Below are 17,107 nucleotides of genomic sequence, written 5' to 3' on the forward strand. Positions count from 1 at the left end.
AACCAGCCGCATATGAAGTTTCAATATATTTGACAAAACGCTGGCAAACGGCCTTGCGATGTTCATTTTAATAAACATAGACTTTGAGCCTTTCTACGTAATCACGGGAGATAACAACAATGAATATCCAGAACGTCGTCGACTTCAGCCAGGCCACCACCGCCGCCGAACGCTACCGCCCGGACGCAGCCAAAGTGCTCAAGGGCGACCCGGAACAAGCCGTTTACAACCACTACAACAGCCCTTGTGGCCAGCTGAACGCTGGCGTGTGGGAAGGTGCAGTCGGGCAGTGGACAGTGAACTTCACCGAGCACGAGTACTGCGAGATCCAGCAAGGGGTTTCGGTGTTGCGTGACAAAGACGGCAATGCCAAGACCCTGCGCGCAGGCGACCGCTTCGTGATCCCCGCCGGATTCAAAGGCACCTGGGAAGTGCTGGAGCCATGCCGCAAGATCTACGTGGCGTTTGAACAGAAGGCTTAGCACTAAAGTGCTGTGACTTGATCAGATTGAAGCGCTACCCGCTTTTTCAAGCACAACAAAAAAGGCCCGTATCTCGCGATACGGGCCTTTTTCGTAAGAGGGAAAAATCAATTACTTGATTTTGCCTTCTTTGTAGATCACGTGCTTGCGAACAACCGGATCATATTTCTTGATCTCGATTTTGTCCGGGGTAGTACGCTTGTTCTTGTCGGTAGTGTAGAAGTGACCAGTACCGGCGCTCGAAATCAAACGAATCAATTCACGCATGATTAGCTCCCTTAAACCTTGCCATCGCGGCGAAGTTCGGCCAGCACGACAGTGATGCCACGCTTGTCGATGATACGCATGCCTTTGGCAGATACGCGCAGACGCACAAAACGTTTCTCTTCTTCAACCCAGAAGCGGTGATGCTGCAGGTTCGGCAGGAAACGACGACGGGTTTTGTTGTTTGCGTGGGAAATGTTATTCCCAGTTACCGGACCCTTACCGGTAACTTGACATACTCTAGACATGCCTCAGCCCTCTAAAACCACATGCCCAACCCGGCATGGGTTGGCCGCTTAATCTCTCAGTCATTTGGCGCCAGGCGCCGCGTTTCTTTAGAGGTCTTACCGGCTACACCTACAGTGAAGGAACCGGGCCCCTAGAAAAGAGCGCTGCTTTATACCAGAAAGACTGGGGAGCAACAACATTCAGTATGCGTTGAATTCACAAAAACCCTGTTTTTCGGGCTCCGAGCGCCTTGGACAAAGGCTATCATCGATGGCGACCGCTCGTCGCAGAGAATCGGCCAACCGGCCAAATCAGGATTTTGCTCGCCCGCCTCACAGCAAATTCAGGCGCTATAGTCCCCTCAAAATGAAAAAGGGGATAGTCATTTGCAAAAGAGCCCACTAGGGTAAGCCTTTTCCAGACTGCACTTGCAGATGGGCCTTCGATCTGTAAAGGAAGCCGACCATGCGCCTCGCTGCCCTACCGCTATTGCTCGCCCCGCTTCTGCTGAGCCCACAGGCCTTTGCCGCCGCCCTGAGCGTCTGCACCGAGGCCAGCCCTGAAGGCTTCGACGTGGTGCAGTACAACTCGCTGACCACCACCAACGCCTCGGCCGATGTGCTGATGAATCGCCTGGTGGACTTTGACACGACTAGTGGCAAAGTGGTCGCCAGCCTCGCCGATAGCTGGGAAGTCAGCCCCGACGGCCTGACGTACGTCTTCAAGTTGCACCCGCAGGTGAAATTCCATCGCACCGAGTATTTCACCCCGACTCGCGACCTGAGCGCCGAAGATGTGATTTTCAGCTTCGACCGCATGCTCGACCCGGCCAATGCCTGGCACAAAGTCGCCCAGAGCGGATTCCCTCATGCGCAATCGATGCAGTTGCCTGCATTGATCAAGAAGATCGACGCCCTTGATCCGCAGACCGTACGCGTCACCCTCGACCACCCGGATTCGACCTTCCTGGCGACCCTGAGCATGGGCTTCGCTTCGATCTATTCGGCCGAATACGCCGACAAACTGATGAAGGCAGGCACACCCGAGAAGCTCAACAGCCAGCCGATCGGCACAGGTCCGTTCGTTTTCACCCGCTTCCAGAAGGACGCTTCGGTTCGCTACAAAGCCAACCCCGAATACTTCGGTGGCAAACCCTCTGTAGATCCGCTGATCTTCGCCATCACCCCGGACGCCAACGTGCGCCTGCAGAAATTGCGCCGCAACGAATGCCAGATCGCCCTGTCGCCCAAGCCTCTGGACGTACAGGAAGCGCTGAAGGAGCCGACGCTGAAAGTCGAAAAGACTGACGCGTTCATGACCGCATTCGTCGGCATCAACAGTCAGCATCCGCCACTGGACAAACCTGAAGTCCGCCAGGCCATCAACCTTGCCTTCGACAAGGCCAACTATGTCAAAGCCGTGTTCGAAGACACCGCCGAGGCGGCCAACGGTCCGTATCCGCCCAACACCTGGAGCTACGCGAAAGGCCTGCCGGGTTACCCTCACGACATCGCCAAGGCCAAAGCCTTGATGGCCAAGGCCGGACTCAAGGACGGCTTCCAGACCACCATCTGGACTCGCCCTTCCGGCAGCCTGCTTAACCCCAACCCAAGCCTGGGCGCTCAACTGCTTCAGTCTGATCTCGCGGAAATCGGCATCCAGGCCGAAATCCGTGTGATCGAATGGGGCGAACTGATCCGCCGTGCCAAGGCCGGTGAGCACGACTTGCTGTTCATGGGTTGGGCCGGTGACAACGGTGACCCGGACAACTTCCTCACACCGCAGTTTTCCTGCGCCGCGGTCAAGTCCGGCACCAACTTCGCCCGCTACTGCAATCAGGACCTGGACAAGCTGATCAGCGCCGGCAAGACCACCGGCGAGCAAGGTGTGCGCAGCAAACTCTACGAACAGGCCCAGGCGCAGATCCAGCAGCAGGCGCTGTGGTTGCCCCTGGCCCATCCGACTGCGTTCGCGCTGACGCGCAAGGATGTCGAGGGGTATTCGGTCAGCCCGTTCGGCCGACAGGACTATTCCAAGGTCAACATCAAATAACCCGCCACACACAAAACCCTGTGGGAGCGGGCTTGCTCGCGAAGAGGGAGTGTCAGTCGCCATCAATGCCGACTGATACACCGCTTTCGTCGGAACGCCACCCGGAGCAAGCCCGCTCCCACATGGGTTTCGCTAACTTCACAACCCCTACATCCACCCATACTCCGCCATCGACAACGGATCGCCGTCGCCGATGATGAAATGGTCAAGCACCCGCACGTCAATCAACTCCAGCGCCTTTTGCAGGCGCTTGGTCAGCACCCGGTCGGACTGACTGGGGTCGGTGTTGCCCGAAGGATGGTTGTGGCAGAGGATCAATGCTGCTGCGTTGTGGGCCAAGGCCCGCTTGACGACCTGACGAGGGTGAACGCTGGTGTTGTCGATAGAACCGCGGAACAGCACCTCAAACGTGAGCACCTGATGCCTGGAATCCAGAAACAGGCAACCGAATACTTCATGAGGCTCATGGCGCAGCATCGATTTGAGGTACTCACGTACTGCCTGCGGATTTTCCAGCACCGATCTATGACGCAAACGTTCGGCCAGATGGCGCCGGCCCATTTCCAGTACTGCCTGTAACTGCGCGAATTTTGCCGGCCCCAGCCCCAAGTGCTTACTGAACGTTTTGAGATCGGCTTCCAACAACGAACGCAGACCGCCAAATTGACTCAGTAGATGTCTCGCCAGGTCCACCGCACTTTTTCCGGCCACGCCGGTTCGTAGAAAGATAGCCAGCAACTCGGCATCGGAAAGACTCTCCGAACCCTGCTCAAGCAACTTCTCCCGCGGCCGTTCCGCCGCCGGCCAATCGCGAATACTCATAGCACCTCCCTGTCTGTGGGCACCGCTGTTCCGTAGCGGTCGCTGTGATATCGTAGCCCATCTTTTTTGCGGGCGAATTCATCCTGGGGAGGGGGTTTCGCCACGTATGTCACCAACGAATTGAAAGGCAGGCCTATGCAGCGGCTGTATCGGAAACGCATTGTTCTGGGCGTAGGCGGCGGTATCGCTGCCTACAAGAGCGCCGACCTGGTTCGCCGCCTGATCGATCAGGGCGCCGAAGTGCGCGTGGTCATGACCCGTGGCGGCGCAGAGTTCATCACCCCGCTGACCATGCAGGCCCTGTCCGGGCACCCGGTCCACCTGGACCTGCTGGACCCGGCGGCCGAAGCGGCCATGGGCCACATCGAACTGGCCAAATGGGCCGACCTGGTGCTGATCGCCCCCGCCACGGCAGACCTGATCGCCCGCCTGGCCCAAGGCATTGCCGACGATCTGCTGACCACGCTGGTGCTGGCCACCGACGCCGTGGTCGCCGTTGCACCGGCAATGAACCAGGCGATGTGGCGCGATCCGGCGACCCAGGCCAACCTGCAAACCCTCGAAAGCCGCGACATCAAGGCTTTCGGCCCGGCCTCCGGCAGCCAGGCCTGCGGCGACGTCGGCCTGGGGCGCATGCTCGAAGCCCTTGAACTGGCCCAGTGCGCCGCCGACTGCTTCCAGCGTCAGGCACTGACCGGCAAACACGTGCTGATTACCGCCGGCCCGACCCAGGAAAACATCGACCCGGTGCGCTACATCACCAACCACAGCTCCGGAAAAATGGGCTTTGCCCTGGCCGAAGCCGCTGTGGAGGCCGGTGCCCGCGTAACACTGATCACTGGCCCCGTGAACCTGCCGACTCCGGATCGTGTCACCCGCATCGACGTGGTCAGCGCCCGCGACATGCTGGCAGCGTGTGAAGCGGCGATCCCTTGCGACCTGTTCATCGCCTCGGCAGCGGTCGCGGATTACCGTCCGGAGGTTGTTGCCCCGCAGAAACTCAAGAAAGATCCTACGAACGGCGACGGCTTGTTGCTACAGATGGTGCGTAACCCGGACATCCTGGCCACCATCGCCACCCGCCCCGACCGCCCGTTCAGCGTCGGTTTCGCCGCCGAGACCGAACACCTGCTCGATTACGCTGCACGCAAGTTGAAAGACAAGAACCTCGATCTGATCGTCGCCAACGACGTCGCCAACCCAAGCATTGGCTTCAACAGCGAAGAAAACGCCTGCAGCGTCATCGACCGCGAGCTTCACGCCACACTTTTCGCCCAGACCAGCAAGAGCAAGATTGCTCGCCAGCTGGTCACCTTTATCGCCGAACGTCTGAACCAGGTTTAATTTACATGCACGCTTTGCAAGCCAAGATCCTCGACCCCCGCATCGGTACCGAATTCCCGCTGCCGCAATACGCCACACCGGGCTCCGCCGGCCTCGACCTGCGCGCCATGCTGGAACAGGACACCGTGATCAAGCCGGGTGAAACCGTGCTGATTCCCACCGGCCTGTCGGTTTATATCGGTGACCCGAACCTGGCGGCGCTGATTCTGCCGCGCTCGGGGATGGGCCATAAGCACGGCATCGTACTGGGCAACCTGGTCGGCCTGATCGACTCCGACTACCAGGGCCCATTGATGGTCTCTTGCTGGAACCGTGGCCAGACCGAATTCACCATGCCGGTCGGCGAGCGCCTGGCGCAACTGGTGCTGGTGCCGGTGGTGCAGGCTCACTTCGAGATGGTTGAAGAGTTCGTTGAAACCGAGCGCGGCACTGGCGGTTTCGGCCATACCGGTACCCGCTGATCCGGACGCGCTCTTCTGTGGTGGGGGATCTGGCTCCCTCGCCACAAAATTCAAATTGCCATCTGCAAGGTTTAGCTCCGAAAATCAAGGCATTGCCCGGTCAACCCCCTGCCGTCGGGGCGTCATGGCCCTTTCATACCACGAACTCTCTGTGGAAAACGCCGTCATACCCTTCAGTTTGAACCTGCCGCCGAATGAATTGGCGGCCTGTCCAGCCACTTTCGAGATGGAGCATTTCCACAGATGAACACCCCGGCCAAAGTCGCACCCAAGTTCCCTGACAGCATCTTCCGCGCCTACGACATCCGCGGCACAGTCCCGGAATTCCTGAACGCCGAAACCGCTTACTGGATCGGCCGCGCCGTCGGCTCCCAAAGCCTGGCCCAGGGCGAGCCAAACGTGTCCGTCGGTCGCGATGGCCGTCTGTCCGGCCCGGAGCTGGTCGCACAACTGATCAAAGGCATCGCCGACAGCGGCTGCCACGTCAGTGATGTCGGCCTGGTCCCGACTCCGGCGCTCTACTACGCCGCCAACGTACTGGCCGGAAAATCCGGCGTGATGCTCACCGGCAGCCACAATCCGTCGAACTACAACGGCTTCAAGATCGTCATCGCTGGCGACACCCTGGCCAACGAACAGATCCAGGCCCTGCACGACCGCCTCAAGACCAACAACCTGAGCAGCGGCCAGGGCAGCATCACCCAGGTCGAGATCCTCGACCGCTACACCACCGAAATCGTCCAGGACATCAAGCTGGCCCGGCGCCTGAAAGTGGTCGTCGACTGCGGTAACGGCGCGGCCGGCGTGATCGCCCCGCAACTGATCGAAGCGCTGAACTGCGAAGTCATCCCGCTGTTCTGCGAAGTGGACGGCAACTTCCCGAACCACCATCCGGACCCGGGCAAGCCTGAAAACCTCGTGGACCTGATCGCCAAGGTCAAGGAAACCAACGCTGACATCGGCCTGGCCTTCGACGGCGATGGCGACCGCGTCGGCGTGGTGACCAACACCGGCAGCATCGTCTACCCGGACCGCCTGCTGATGCTGTTCGCCCGCGACGTCGTTGCGCGCAATCCGGGCGCCGAAATCATCTTCGACGTGAAATGCACCCGTCGCCTGATTCCGCTGATCAAGGAATACGGCGGCCGGTCGTTAATGTGGAAGACCGGTCACTCGTTGATCAAAAAGAAAATGAAACAATCCGGCGCCCTGCTGGCTGGCGAAATGAGCGGGCACATCTTCTTCAAGGAGCGCTGGTTCGGTTTCGACGACGGCATCTACAGCGCCGCGCGGCTGCTGGAGATCCTCAGCAAGGAAAAATCATCGGCCGAAGAGCTGTTCGCGACCTTCCCGAACGATATTTCTACGCCGGAAATCAATATCCATGTGACCGAAGAGAGCAAATTCAGCATCATTGATGCATTGCACGATGCGCAGTGGGGCGAAGGCGCCGACCTGACCACCATTGACGGCGTGCGAGTCGACTATGCCAAAGGCTGGGGCCTGGTACGCGCCTCCAACACCACTCCGGTGCTGGTGCTGCGTTTCGAGGCCGATGACGAGGCTGAATTGCAGCGCATCAAGGACGTATTCAAAGTCCAGTTGAAGCGTGTTGCACCTGATCTCCAACTACCGTTCTGATTCACCCGGAGCCCTGAATGACCCTCGAACGCGAAGCCGCCGCCAACACCGCCAAGGTCCTGTCCGAAGCGTTGCCTTACATCCGCCGTTATGTCGGCAAGACACTGGTGATCAAATACGGCGGCAACGCGATGGAAAGCGAGGAGCTGAAAACCGGCTTCGCCCGCGACATCGTGCTGATGAAGGCCGTGGGCATCAACCCGGTGGTGGTTCACGGTGGCGGCCCGCAAATCGGTGACCTGCTCAAGCGCCTGTCGATCGAGAGCCATTTCGTCGACGGCATGCGCGTCACCGACGCCGCGACCATGGACGTGGTGGAAATGGTCCTCGGCGGCCAGGTCAACAAAGACATCGTCAACCTGATCAACCGTCATGGCGGCAGCGCCATCGGCCTGACCGGTAAAGACGCCGAGCTGATTCGCGCGAAGAAGCTCACCGTTACCCGTCAGACCCCGGAAATGACCACCCCGGAGATCATCGACATCGGCCACGTGGGCGAAGTGGTCGGCATCAACACCGACCTGCTGAACCTGCTGGTCAAGGGCGATTTCATCCCGGTGATCGCGCCCATCGGCGTCGGTGCCAACGGCGAGTCGTACAACATCAACGCTGACCTGGTGGCCGGTAAAGTCGCCGAAGCGCTGAAAGCCGAGAAGCTGATGCTGCTGACCAACATCGCCGGCCTGATGGACAAGTCGGGCACGGTCCTGACCGGCCTGACAACCCAGCAAGTCGACGACCTGATCGCCGACGGCACCATCTACGGCGGCATGCTGCCGAAGATCCGTTGCGCACTGGAAGCGGTCCAGGGCGGTGTGGGCAGCTCGCTGATCATCGACGGTCGCGTGCCGAACGCGATCCTGCTGGAAATCTTCACCGATACCGGCGTTGGCACCTTGATCAGCAATCGCAAGCGTCCTTAAGCGATAGCGCATACAAAAAAGACCCCGCTCGGCCTGGCTGAGCGGGGTCTTTTTTTGCCTGCGATCCCTGCGGGATTTTGTACATCCCAGTAGGAGCTGCCGAAGGCTGCGATCTTTTGACTTTGGCTATTTTAAAACAAGATCAAAGGATCGCAGCCTTCGGCAGCTCCTACAGGTCGCCGTGTCAGACGCCGAACTGCGCGCGATAGGCTTCCACGGCTGGCAAGTGCTGCTTGAGTTGCGGGTCGTCCGCCAGGAATTCCAGCACCTGGTTCAGCGAGACGATGCTGATGACCGGGATGCCGAAGTCACGCTCGACTTCCTGGATCGCCGACAACTCGCCATTACCACGCTCCTGACGGTTCAGGGCGATCAGCACGCCAGCGGCCTTGGCGCCGTCCTGGGAGGCAATGATCTGCATCACTTCACGGATCGCGGTGCCAGCGGTGATCACGTCGTCGATGATCAGAACATCGCCGGTCAGCGGCGCGCCAACCAGGCTGCCGCCTTCGCCGTGGGCCTTGGCTTCCTTGCGGTTGAAGCACCATGGCAGGTCACGGTTGTGATGCTCGGCCAGGGCCACGGCGGTGGTCGCCGCCAACGGGATGCCCTTGTAGGCCGGGCCAAACAGCACGTCGAAGGGAATGCCGCTCTCGGCAATGGCAGCAGCGTAGAAACGTCCCAACTGCGCCAGGGCCGAACCCGAGTTGAACAGGCCCGCATTGAAGAAGTAAGGACTGGTGCGCCCGGACTTCAGGGTGAACTCACCGAAGCGCAAAACGCCGCGATCGATGGCAAAACGGATGAAATCGCGCTGATACGCTTGCATGAAAAACCCCAAATACCACGGATTTAGCTAATTAGCTTGACGCCGTGTATCATACACGCACGCGATTTTTGGGGCCATTTATGCGGATCATCAGTGTGAACGTCAATGGTATTCAGGCTGCAGTCGAGCGTGGTTTGCTCAGTTGGCTGCAGGCACAGAATGCCGACGTCATCTGCCTGCAGGACACCCGCGCCTCCGCCTTTGAACTGGACGATCCAGCCTTCCAACTGGATGGATACTTCCTTTATGCCTGCGATGCCGAAGTTCCCGCCCAAGGTGGCGTGGCTTTGTATTCGCGGCTGCAACCGAAGGCTGTCATCAGCGGTCTCGGTTTCGAGACGGCCGACCGCTACGGGCGCTACCTGCAAGCCGATTTCGACAAGGTCAGCATCGCGACCTTGCTGCTCCCTTCGGGGCAGAACGGCGATGAAGACTTGAACCAGAAGTTCAAGCTAATGGACGACTTCGCCCGTTATCTGGATAAACAGCGACGCAAACGCCGCGAGTACATTTATTGTGGCTCGCTGTACGTGGCGCAACAGAAGCTGGATATCAAGAACTGGCGTGACAGCCAGCAATCTCCGGGCTTCCTGGCACCTGAACGTGCCTGGATGGACGAGATTGTCGGCAACATGGGTTATGTCGACGCCCTGCGTGAAGTCAGCCGTGAAGGCGACCAGTACAGCTGGTGGCCGGACAACGAACAGGCGGAGATGCTCAACCTCGGTTGGCGCTTCGACTACCAGCTGCTGACGCCGGGCCTGCGCCGCTTTGTACGCAGCGCACGCCTGCCACGCCAGCCGCGGTTCTCACAACACGCGCCGCTGATCGTGGACTACGACTGGACGCTGACGATCTAAGTGATTTTTCACTGAGCAGTCTGATAGACGGTCGAAAAAATGCCCGTATCGCAAGATACGGGCATTTTTATGCGCTCTATTCAGAGGCTCCCAGCGACCTGAACCTCAAACCGCGGCGAAAAACGGCAGTGCAAGGTACAACTTGATCACGATGACATTAATGATGTCGATGAAGAAAGCGCCCACCATTGGCACCACCAGGAACGCTATCTGAGAAGGCCCATAGCGCTGTGTCACCGCTTGCATATTGGCGATGGCCGTTGGCGTGGCACCCAGTCCAAAACCGCAATGCCCTGCCGCCAATACAGCCGCGTCGTAGTTACTGCCCATCATCCTGAATGTCACAACAATCGCAAACAGAGCCATGACCAACGTTTGCGCAGCCAGGATGATAAAGATCGGCAACGCCAGTGCAGCCAGATCCCACAACTTGAGCGACATCAGAGCGATTGCCAAAAACAGCGACAAGCTGACATTCCCCAGCACGGAAACTTCTCGCTCAAACACCTGATACACGCCAAGCGCCGAAAGCCCGTTGCGTAAAAGCACGCCCACGAACAACACGCAAACAAACGTCGGCAACTCAAATGCGGTTCCCTGAAGCCACCCATTCAGGAGTGAGCCCGCCAGCAGGCTGACAGCAATCAAAGCCAGTGTCTCGACTAGCGAAAACGACGTGATCGAGCGTTCTTTGTTCGGTTGTTCAAAGCCCTTGGGCAGCCGTGGCTTTTCCTGCTCGCAGCCGGGTGTCTGGACACGACTGATGAGCAGGCGGGCAACAGGCCCACCAATCAAGCCGCCCAGCACCAGGCCAAACGTTGCTGAGGCCATGGCCAGTTCAGAGGCAGAGGCCAGACCGAACTTCTCGCTGAACGTCGCCCCCCATGCAGCACCTGTACCGTGGCCGCCTGCCAAGGTGATCGAGCCTGTCAGCAAGCCCATCAAGGGGTCGAGTCCCAACGCCGTGGCAAGCCCGATGCCCATCGCATTCTGGATCACCAGAAGTCCGACAACCGCCAGCAGAAAGATCCCCACGACGCGCCCGCCCTTCTTCAGGCTGGCGAAGTCTGCACTCAAACCGATGGTGGCAAAAAACGCCAGCATCAAGGGCGTTTGGAGCGAAGTATCAAAGCGAACTTCAATATCGAGGGTTCTCAAGGCGAGAAGAGCCAAGGCAACCACCAGGCCGCCGGCTACAGGCTCAGGGATATTATAAGTGCGTAAAAAACCGACACGAGAGACAAGCGCGCGCCCCAGCAAAAGCACTAAAGAGGCAGCGACAAGTGTTCCGTAAAAATCAAGCTGAAGCATTCTGGGTATTCTTGTTTATATATTCAGTGGCGAACTTTTTACCTGGGCACGCCTTTTGAACAGGTTGAGGATCTCAACACTGATTGGTATTGGATTCAGAAGCCGTCAATGGTCCGAATATATCGAAATATTTCTTGATGAATATTACTTGGAGCAACCTTATCAACCGCCAAGTCCCATTGCCAAGCCTGCAAGCCGTACTGAGGCTTACAGTTTGTGACTAAACGTGTAAGAAATATTACTTACACTAGTGGACGTCGATTGAATAGCGATCGAACAATTTCGCAACATTAGAGATTAATCTGATTGCAAAAAAACAAATGCCCCAACATGTCGGGGCATTTGTATTGAACTGCGCTTAAAGCAGCATCAGCGTCCTGGGCTTACTTGATCAACCGCCATGTGAACGGGTAGCGATAAGGCTGCCCCTCATTGGCCTTCACCCCGGCAATGATCGTCAGCACCAGCGCACCGATCGCGATCAGGCCAAACAGGAAGAACCCGATAATCACCAGCATCAGCAGGAAGCAGATAGCCGAGGCGATCGCCACGGTTAACTGAAAGTTCAGAGCTTCCTTGCCCTGAGCGTCGATGAACGGGTCCATCTCGCGCTTCATCTGCCAGAGAATCAGCGGGCCTATGATCGTGCCGAACGGAATCCAGATCCCCAGCAAGGCGGACAAGTGGCAAAACATGGCCCACTGACGCACCTCTTGGCTCGGCGTAGGCAGCGGCAGTTGCTCGTCACTCATGGTGTCCTCCTTGTCTGGGGCATTCCAGTCAGTCGGCCAGTGCGGCCTTTTGCAATTCGAAGATCTCGTTCATGCCTTTCTTCGCCAACTCAAGCATCGCGTTCAGCTCTTCAGGCTGGAACGGCGCGCCTTCGGCAGTGCCCTGGACTTCGATGAAACCGCCAGCACTGGTCATCACCACGTTCAGGTCGGTCTCGGCGGCCGAGTCTTCCAGATAATCGAGGTCAAGCACAGGCTCACCCTTGTACATGCCCACGGAAACCGCAGCGATCATCTGCTTGATCGGGTCACCGCCCTTCAGGCCGCCACGCTTCTTGATCACTTTCAAGGCATCGATCAGCGCAACCATGGAACCGGTGATCGACGCGGTGCGGGTGCCGCCATCAGCCTGGATCACGTCACAGTCGACGTACAGGGTGACGTCACCGAGCTTGGACATGTCCAGCGCAGCGCGCAGGGAGCGGCCGATCAGACGCTGGATTTCCAGGGTGCGGCCGCCTTGCTTGCCACGGCTGGCTTCACGCTGGTTACGCTCGCCGGTAGCGCGCGGCAGCATGCCGTACTCGGCGGTCAGCCAGCCCTGGCCCTGGCCCTTCAGGAAACGCGGTACGCCCGGTTCAACGCTGACGGTACAAATGACCTTGGTATCGCCGAACTCGACCAGCACAGAACCCTCGGCGTGTTTGGTGTAGTTGCGGGTGATGCGGATCGAGCGGAGCTGATCGGCAGCGCGACCACTTGGACGTATCATAGGGAGTACCTGTACTGGGGACGGAAAACTGCGGAGCATTATAGAGCCGACGGCCGCCACTGGGCACTTCTAAAAAATTCCGCCGACGACCGAGGGCTCTGCACCGCGCGTCGGTGCAGGCCTGCCGCTCTTTGTCACACTGTGTGTTTGGGCGCATCCGCGCCACTGCGCTACAATCCTGCGCCTTTGCTGCCAGTCGGCTTTAATTCATTGATATCGGATTCCCGGAACCTCGGTTCTGTGCCGATCTGCCTGCGAGGTACCTCCATGGTGCACAGCATGACCGCCTTCGCCCGCGTCGAGAAAGCCGGCGTCCAGGGCACCCTGAGCTGGGAACTGCGCTCGGTCAACAGCCGCTACCTGGAACCCCACCTGCGCCTGCCGGAATCCTTTCGCGACCTCGAGGGCGCTGTTCGTGAAGCCCTGCGCCAGGGAGTATCGCGGGGCAAGCTCGAATGCACCCTGCGCTTCACCGAAGAAAATACCGGCAAGTCGCTGCAGATCGATCAGGAGCGCGCCGCGCAACTGGTCGCCGCCGCCGAGACCATCGCCAGCCTGATCAAGAACCCGGCAGCGCTGAACCCGCTGGAAGTCCTGGCCTGGCCCGGCGTCCTGGTAGGCGACGCCACCGACCCGCAAGCCTTGAACGCCGAAGCGTTGGCGCTGTTCAACCAGGGCCTCAAGGAACTGAAAGCCGGCCGCGAACGCGAAGGCGCGGAGCTGGCGCGGCTGATCAACGAGCGCCTGAGCTCCATCGAGGAAGACGTGGTGACCTTGCGCGAACTGGTCCCGCAAATGCTCGCCACCCAGCGCCAGAAAGTCCTCGACCGCTTCGCCGACATGAAGGCCGAGATGGATCCGCAGCGCCTGGAGCAGGAAATGGTCATGCTCGCGCAAAAAAGCGACGTCGCCGAAGAACTGGATCGCCTGAGCACTCACATCATCGAAGTTCGCCGGGTGCTCAAATCCGGCGGTGCCGCCGGTCGGCGCCTGGACTTCCTGATGCAGGAACTCAACCGCGAAGCCAATACACTGGGCTCCAAAGCCTTCGACCCGCGCAGCACCCAGGCTGCGGTCAACCTCAAGGTGTTGATCGAGCAGATGCGCGAACAAGTGCAGAACATTGAGTAAGGCTACCCCCGACATGACACACAGCACCGGCACCCTGTACATCATTTCCGCCCCTTCGGGTGCGGGCAAGAGCAGCCTGGTCAAGGCCCTGACCGATGCAAACCCGGAGATCCGCGTCTCGGTCTCCCACACTACCCGCGCCATGCGCCCCGGTGAAGTGAATGGCGTGAACTATCACTTCGTCGACCGCAGCGAGTTCGTGAAGATGATCGAACACGGGGATTTCCTCGAGCGCGCTGAAGTGTTCGGCAATCTCTACGGCACTTCGCAAAGCCACCTGCAGCAGACCCTGGACGAAGGCCACGACCTGATTCTGGAAATCGACTGGCAAGGTGCCGAGCAAGTGCGCAAGCTGATGCCTCAGGCCCGTTCGATCTTCATTCTGCCGCCGTCATTGCAGGCCCTGCACCAGCGCCTGACCAATCGCGGCCAGGACAGTGACGAAGTCATTGACGGCCGGATGCGCGAAGCCGTCAGCGAAATGAGCCATTACGTCGACTACGATTACCTGATCATCAACGACGATTTCGCCCACGCACTGCACGACCTGAAGGCGATTTTCCGCGCCAATCAGCTGATTCAGAAGCGTCAGCAGCAGCGTCACGGCAAATTGCTGGCCGAATTGCTCGGTTAATCAGCTCTTCCCAAAACCGCTGCAAGGGCTTTACATTGGCACTTGCAGCGCGTTGAAGGGCTTGGTCAAAAAATCAGCGCTTCCCTAAACGCTGGTGATTTTTTAAACTGTCGAGTCCGCTCGCCCATCCGGGCAGCGCGCATATTGCATTTGCTACGAGGAAGACCATGGCCCGCGTAACCGTTGAAGACTGCCTAGAACACGTGGATAACCGCTTTGAGCTGGTCATGCTCTCTACCAAGCGTGCCCGTCAACTGGCCACCGGCGGCAAAGAGCCGAAAGTAGCATGGGAAAACGACAAGCCTACCGTCGTCGCCCTGCGTGAAATCGCTGAAGGCCTGATCGACTACGCAGCTATCGCCGAAGCCGAAATCGTTGAAGATGAACCGCTTTTTGCTGCATTCGAGGACGAGTCCAACGAGGCCGTCTAAGCCTATGCCTGGTCGACGTAGCACGGCGCGGGATAAAAGCTTACGGCAGGAGACATCATGCCGAGCATAGACGCCCTCGCCGATCGCTTATCGGCCTACCTCGGCAAGGACCAGGTAAACCTGGTCCGCCGAGCGTATTTCTACGCCGAGCAAGCCCACGACGGCCAACGCCGCCGTAGCGGCGAGGCGTACGTCACGCACCCACTCGCGGTTGCGAATATTCTTGCCGACATGCACATGGACCATCAGAGCCTGATGGCCGCGATGCTGCATGACGTGATCGAAGACACCGGTATTGCCAAGGAAGCGCTGCAAGCGCAGTTCGGTGAAACCGTGGCCGAACTGGTCGACGGGGTCAGCAAACTGACCCAGATGAACTTCGAGACCAAGGCCGAAGCCCAAGCCGAAAACTTCCAGAAAATGGCCATGGCCATGGCCCGCGACATTCGCGTGATCCTGGTCAAGCTGGCCGACCGCCTGCACAACATGCGCACGCTGGAAGTGCTGTCCGGCGAAAAACGCCGGCGCATCGCCAAGGAAACCCTGGAAATCTATGCACCCATCGCCAACCGGCTGGGCATGCACGCCATCCGCATAGAGTTCGAAGACCTTGGCTTCAAGGCCATGCACCCGATGCGTTCCGCGCGGATCTACCAGGCGGTCAAACGCGCCCGGGGCAACCGCAAGGAAATCGTCAACAAGATCGAAGAATCCTTAAGCCACTGCCTGGCCATCGATGGCATCCAGGGCGAGGTCAGCGGTCGCCAGAAACACCTCTACGGCATCTACAAGAAAATGCGCGGCAAGCGTCGGGCCTTCAACGAGATCATGGACGTCTACGCGTTCCGGATCATCGTCGACAAGGTCGATACCTGCTACCGCGTGCTGGGTGCTGTACATAACTTATATAAACCACTGCCAGGGCGTTTCAAGGATTACATCGCGATCCCCAAGGCCAACGGCTATCAGTCGCTGCACACCACGCTGTTCGGCATGCACGGTGTTCCGATCGAGATCCAGATCCGCACCCGTGAAATGGAAGAGATGGCCAACAACGGCATCGCCGCCCATTGGCTGTACAAATCCAGCGGCGACGAGCAGCCCAAAGGCACCCATGCCCGCGCCCGCCAGTGGGTCAAGGGCGTGCTGGAGATGCAGCAACGCGCCGGCAACTCGCTGGAATTCATCGAAAGCGTGAAGATCGACCTGTTCCCGGACGAGGTCTACGTGTTCACGCCCAAAGGCCGGATCATGGAACTGCCCAAGGGCTCCACGGCGGTCGACTTCGCTTACGCGGTTCACACCGACGTGGGCAACAGCTGCATTGCCTGCCGGATCAATCGTCGTCTCGCGCCGCTGTCCGAACCGCTGCAAAGCGGCTCCACGGTCGAGATCGTCAGCGCTCCCGGCGCGCGGCCGAACCCGGCCTGGCTCAACTTCGTGGTCACCGGCAAGGCGCGCACGCACATTCGCCATGCCCTGAAACTGCAGCGCCGCTCCGAATCCATCAGCCTGGGCGAGCGCCTGCTGAACAAGGTCCTCAACGGCTTCGACAGCTCGCTGGAGAAAATCCCGGCCGAGCGCGTCAAGGCCATGCTCGTCGAGTACCGCCTGGAGCTGATCGAAGATTTGCTCGAAGACATCGGCCTGGGCAATCGCATGGCCTATGTGGTGGCCCGCCGGTTGCTGGGCGAAGGCGAGCAGCTACCCAGCCCTGAAGGCCCGCTGGCGATTCGCGGCACCGAAGGCCTGGTGCTCAGCTACGCCAAGTGTTGCACGCCGATCCCGGGCGACCCGATCGTCGGCCACCTGTCCGCCGGCAAAGGCATGGTCGTGCACCTGGACAACTGCCGCAACATCAGCGAAATCCGCCACAACCCGGAAAAATGCATCCAGCTCTCGTGGGCCAAGGATGTCACCGGCGAATTCAACGTCGAACTGCGCGTCGAGCTGGAACACCAGCGCGGCCTGATCGCCCTGTTGGCCAGCAGCGTCAACGCCGCCGACGGCAACATCGAGAAAATCAGCATGGACGAACGCGATGGTCGCATCAGCGTGGTCCAGTTGGTGGTCAGCGTACACGACCGTGTGCACCTGGCCCGCGTGATCAAGAAACTGCGCGCCCTGACCGGGGTGATTCGCATCACCCGCATGCGTGCATAGCTCGCAAACGTAGCCACCTCATTACAAG

Annotated in this window: 17 protein-coding genes and 1 pseudogene; 11 read left to right on the forward strand and 7 right to left on the reverse strand. The window is 59.2% G+C overall.

The features are described 5' to 3' along the window. The first annotated feature begins 119 nt into the window (after nucleotides 1-119). A complete protein-coding gene (locus ACMDB8_RS27210; protein ID WP_056726857.1) occupies nucleotides 120-482 on the forward strand; it encodes a cupin domain-containing protein in 363 nt (120 codons plus the stop codon). A 111-nt stretch (nucleotides 483-593) separates the two neighbouring features. On the opposite strand, the gene rpmG is transcribed toward ACMDB8_RS27210, so the two are convergent. Together rpmG and rpmB are read right to left on the reverse strand one after the other, a co-directional pair. Further along, nucleotides 594-749: a 50S ribosomal protein L33 gene (gene rpmG / locus ACMDB8_RS27215; protein ID WP_003177274.1), complete on the reverse strand. Its 156-nt coding sequence runs from the start codon at nucleotides 747-749 to the stop codon at nucleotides 594-596. A gap of 11 nt (nucleotides 750-760) precedes the next feature. After that, nucleotides 761-994 carry a 50S ribosomal protein L28 gene (gene rpmB / locus ACMDB8_RS27220; RefSeq protein WP_007975166.1) on the reverse strand — a complete coding sequence of 78 codons (234 nt, stop codon included), beginning with the start codon at nucleotides 992-994 and terminating at the stop codon, nucleotides 761-763. Between the two features lie 445 nt (nucleotides 995-1,439). On the opposite strand from rpmB, the gene ACMDB8_RS27225 reads away from it, so the two are divergent. Continuing rightward, entirely contained in the window at nucleotides 1,440-3,026 is a 1,587-nt protein-coding gene (locus ACMDB8_RS27225) for an ABC transporter substrate-binding protein (protein WP_056726856.1), read from the forward strand. Nucleotides 3,027-3,173: 147 nt separating this feature from the next. Here ACMDB8_RS27225 and radC read toward each other — a convergent pair whose 3' ends face one another. After that, a complete protein-coding gene (gene radC, locus ACMDB8_RS27230) occupies nucleotides 3,174-3,848 on the reverse strand; it encodes a RadC family protein (RefSeq protein WP_056726855.1) in 675 nt (224 codons plus the stop codon). A gap of 135 nt (nucleotides 3,849-3,983) precedes the next feature. Here radC and coaBC point away from each other — a divergent pair, with 135 nt between their 5' ends. From coaBC to argB, 4 genes and pseudogenes are all read left to right on the forward strand, one after another. Then, nucleotides 3,984-5,192, forward strand: a complete 1,209-nt coding sequence (coaBC, locus tag ACMDB8_RS27235) for a bifunctional phosphopantothenoylcysteine decarboxylase/phosphopantothenate--cysteine ligase CoaBC (RefSeq protein WP_056726854.1) — start codon at nucleotides 3,984-3,986, stop codon at nucleotides 5,190-5,192. A 5-nt stretch (nucleotides 5,193-5,197) separates the two neighbouring features. Further along, on the forward strand, nucleotides 5,198-5,653 hold the full coding sequence (gene dut, locus ACMDB8_RS27240) for a dUTP diphosphatase (RefSeq protein ID WP_007975171.1): 456 nt from the start codon (nucleotides 5,198-5,200) through the stop codon (nucleotides 5,651-5,653). Between the two features lie 264 nt (nucleotides 5,654-5,917). Next, nucleotides 5,918-7,294: pseudogene (locus tag ACMDB8_RS27245) on the forward strand (phosphomannomutase/phosphoglucomutase); the annotation flags it as partial. 17 nt (nucleotides 7,295-7,311) lie between these two features. After that, the gene (gene argB / locus ACMDB8_RS27250; RefSeq protein WP_008047078.1) at nucleotides 7,312-8,217 is read left to right on the forward strand and encodes an acetylglutamate kinase; all 906 of its coding nucleotides are present in this window, start codon (nucleotides 7,312-7,314) and stop codon (nucleotides 8,215-8,217) included. A 184-nt stretch (nucleotides 8,218-8,401) separates the two neighbouring features. Here argB and pyrE read toward each other — a convergent pair whose 3' ends face one another. Continuing rightward, the gene (gene pyrE, locus ACMDB8_RS27255; protein WP_011336558.1) at nucleotides 8,402-9,046 is read right to left on the reverse strand and encodes an orotate phosphoribosyltransferase; all 645 of its coding nucleotides are present in this window, start codon (nucleotides 9,044-9,046) and stop codon (nucleotides 8,402-8,404) included. 80 nt (nucleotides 9,047-9,126) lie between these two features. On the opposite strand from pyrE, the gene ACMDB8_RS27260 reads away from it, so the two are divergent. Beyond that, the gene (locus tag ACMDB8_RS27260; RefSeq protein WP_003176915.1) at nucleotides 9,127-9,906 is read left to right on the forward strand and encodes an exodeoxyribonuclease III; all 780 of its coding nucleotides are present in this window, start codon (nucleotides 9,127-9,129) and stop codon (nucleotides 9,904-9,906) included. Nucleotides 9,907-10,011: 105 nt separating this feature from the next. On the opposite strand, the gene gltS is transcribed toward ACMDB8_RS27260, so the two are convergent. The 3 genes from gltS to rph all read right to left on the reverse strand — a co-directional run bounded on the left by gltS (nucleotide 10,012) and on the right by rph (nucleotide 12,720). Continuing rightward, entirely contained in the window at nucleotides 10,012-11,217 is a 1,206-nt protein-coding gene (gene gltS / locus ACMDB8_RS27265) for a sodium/glutamate symporter (RefSeq protein ID WP_056726852.1), read from the reverse strand. A gap of 383 nt (nucleotides 11,218-11,600) precedes the next feature. Next, entirely contained in the window at nucleotides 11,601-11,969 is a 369-nt protein-coding gene (locus tag ACMDB8_RS27270; protein WP_056726851.1) for a DUF4870 domain-containing protein, read from the reverse strand. A 28-nt stretch (nucleotides 11,970-11,997) separates the two neighbouring features. Continuing rightward, nucleotides 11,998-12,720, reverse strand: coding sequence for a ribonuclease PH (gene rph, locus ACMDB8_RS27275; RefSeq protein WP_056726850.1), 723 nt, complete (start codon nucleotides 12,718-12,720; stop codon nucleotides 11,998-12,000). Nucleotides 12,721-12,987: 267 nt separating this feature from the next. On the opposite strand from rph, the gene ACMDB8_RS27280 reads away from it, so the two are divergent. The 4 genes from ACMDB8_RS27280 to spoT all read left to right on the forward strand — a co-directional run bounded on the left by ACMDB8_RS27280 (nucleotide 12,988) and on the right by spoT (nucleotide 17,079). Next, on the forward strand, nucleotides 12,988-13,851 hold the full coding sequence (locus tag ACMDB8_RS27280) for a YicC/YloC family endoribonuclease (RefSeq protein ID WP_056727032.1): 864 nt from the start codon (nucleotides 12,988-12,990) through the stop codon (nucleotides 13,849-13,851). A gap of 13 nt (nucleotides 13,852-13,864) precedes the next feature. Continuing rightward, nucleotides 13,865-14,485, forward strand: coding sequence for a guanylate kinase (gene gmk, locus ACMDB8_RS27285; RefSeq protein WP_046038947.1), 621 nt, complete (start codon nucleotides 13,865-13,867; stop codon nucleotides 14,483-14,485). A 167-nt stretch (nucleotides 14,486-14,652) separates the two neighbouring features. Next, a complete protein-coding gene (gene rpoZ, locus ACMDB8_RS27290; protein ID WP_007921129.1) occupies nucleotides 14,653-14,916 on the forward strand; it encodes a DNA-directed RNA polymerase subunit omega in 264 nt (87 codons plus the stop codon). Between the two features lie 57 nt (nucleotides 14,917-14,973). Continuing rightward, nucleotides 14,974-17,079 (forward strand): bifunctional GTP diphosphokinase/guanosine-3',5'-bis pyrophosphate 3'-pyrophosphohydrolase, encoded by a 2,106-nt coding sequence (gene spoT, locus ACMDB8_RS27295; RefSeq protein ID WP_223541286.1) that lies wholly within the window; start codon nucleotides 14,974-14,976, stop codon nucleotides 17,077-17,079. Nucleotides 17,080-17,107: the final 28 nt, after the last annotated feature.

Source organism: Pseudomonas monachiensis (assembly GCF_047345015.1).
Taxonomy (GTDB): Bacteria; Pseudomonadota; Gammaproteobacteria; order Pseudomonadales; family Pseudomonadaceae; genus Aquipseudomonas; species Aquipseudomonas monachiensis.